Origin of the sequence: Psychroserpens algicola, assembly GCF_014526325.1 — a bacterium.
GTDB classification, from domain to species: domain Bacteria; phylum Bacteroidota; class Bacteroidia; order Flavobacteriales; family Flavobacteriaceae; genus Psychroserpens; species Psychroserpens algicola.
The window spans coordinates 1-2,127 of sequence record NZ_JACNMJ010000015.1 but is presented as its reverse complement, the minus strand read 5'-3'; the positions used below and the strand labels follow the sequence as shown (position 1 = coordinate 2,127).

The window sequence follows — 2,127 nt, the reverse complement described above, 5'->3', positions numbered from 1 at the left end:
GGAACTCCAATTGCTCCATCATTAAATGGTGGTGTAACAAACTTAAGTGCAAACGTAGGTGAGTTAAAAAACAGTGGTTTTGATTTAGAATTACACTATGATCTTTTCAAGTCTAAAGAAGAAGACGGTTTAAATGTGACACTTAACTTAGTAGGTAACTACAACAAGCAAGAGATTATCAGTTTAGGTGCTGGAGGTGATGTACCACTTACAATTAGAGAAGGTGGTGTTATTGGAGAGCTTTTCGTAGCGCCATATATGGGTGTTAATCCAGCAAATGGTAACTTATTGTTCTTAGATATTGATGGAAACTTAACAGAAGATATCACAACAAACGATCAAAGAGCAACAGGAAAGAATATCTTCCCAGATTATCAGGGTAGTTTCGGATTTGATGCTGATTATAAGAATTTCTTCTTTACAACACAGTTCAATTATACGATAGGTGTTTACCGTTCAGATTTTGATTTAAACGGATTCTTAGATCCAACAGCGATTGGTCAGTTTAGACATTCAAGAGATATCTTAAGAGCTTGGTCACAACCAGGAGATATTACAGATGTTCCTTCACTTAATGCAACAAATGCAAGTGATGAATTCTTATCTGATAGAAATATTAGAGAGTCAGATTACTTAAGATTACGTTTTATCCAGTTTGGATACAATGTACCTAAAAAAGTATTAGACAAAATCGGATTCACATCACTTAGAGCTTTTGTAAGTGGAGAGAATTTAGTAACGTGGAGTAAGTGGAGAGGATTTGATGCAGAAGCATTAGGTGCATCTCAAAACGGATACCCAACTCCAAAGACGTATTCAGTAGGAATAGAATTTGGATTTTAAATAAAAAAATAAATTAATATGAGAAATATATATAAAATACTATGTGTTTGTTTGGTCTTCACCATGGCATCTTGTAATGATGCGATTGATATTGACCAACCAGGACGATTAGGTGCAGACAATGCTTTTCAAAGTGTTGCTGACTTAAAAAGTGGTTTGTTAGGAGCTTATAACTTCTTAGATGTCACTAATGAAATAGGCTTTACGGCAGCTATTACAGATGAGTCGTTTAGAGGTCGTGATAATGGAGGTCAAAATGCCAATACCCAAAACTTTAACATAAACTCAAACAGTGGTTATGCGTTTGGAGTTTGGGCAGGTAACTATGGCGCTATTGGAATGGCTAATAGAATCATTGCAGCAGCAGAGACTTTAGAGCGCTCTGAGGATCCAGATTTATATGATCATGTCGTTGGTCAGGCATATGCGATAAGAGCGTTTTCACATTTTCAGATTTTAACGTTCTTTTCAACAGACTATACAAATGATAGTGCATTGGCAGGTGTTTTATTAACAGAGCCAACATCAGATATTTTTGCAAGTGTTGCAAGAGCAACTAATGGCGAGTTTTACGATCAGATTACATCAGATTTAAACACTGCAGCAGGATTAATCAATGGCACAGATACTGATACTTCAGGAATTAAGTTCATGGGTCAGGATTTCATTACAGCACTCAGAGCTAGAATGGCAGCTTACAGAGGACAGTATGCAGCAGCAGATGGATTTGCAGCAAGCTTATTGGCTAATTACCCAATTGCAAATCAGGCGCAGTACTTCTCAATGTATGATGATGCAGATTTCACAGAAGTGATCTTTTCATTAGAGCGTAACCGAGGAGACTCTTATGACGGTCAAGGAACTGCAGGAGGCGGATGGGCAGGAAGCTTATTTGCTTTTATTGATGCTACAGCAGGTGGAGGACCATTTATGGAAATCTCTCGTTCAACATTCAATATTATGGATGGAACAGCAGATATTCGTTTACCAAGAGCTGTGAACTTAGGAGATTCTTCAATAGATCCAAGTTATGAAACGAATCCAAACTTCTTAAATGATGATGTCCTACTTGTACAAAAGTACCCAGGATCAGATGGTCAGCCATTGATGAATGATTTGAAAATATTCAGATCAGCAGAGATGTTACTAATTAGAGCAGAAGCAGCAGCAGATGCTAATCAATTAGATGTAGCAGCAGGATTTATCAAGCAACTTAGAGATGCAAGATTTGGATCACCACAACCATTACCAGCATATGCAAGTCAAACAGAAGCTTTTGGCGGT

General features: G+C 37.4%; 1 protein-coding gene and 1 pseudogene. Both read left to right on the top strand.

Annotation, left to right across the window (positions count from 1 at the left end):
• Positions 1 to 843: pseudogene (locus H7350_RS16980) on the top strand (SusC/RagA family TonB-linked outer membrane protein); the annotation flags it as partial.
• An 18-nt stretch (positions 844 to 861) separates the two neighbouring features.
• Positions 862 to 2,127: RagB/SusD family nutrient uptake outer membrane protein (locus H7350_RS16975; protein WP_204347120.1), on the top strand; the 1,266-nt coding region annotated here is incomplete at its 3' end.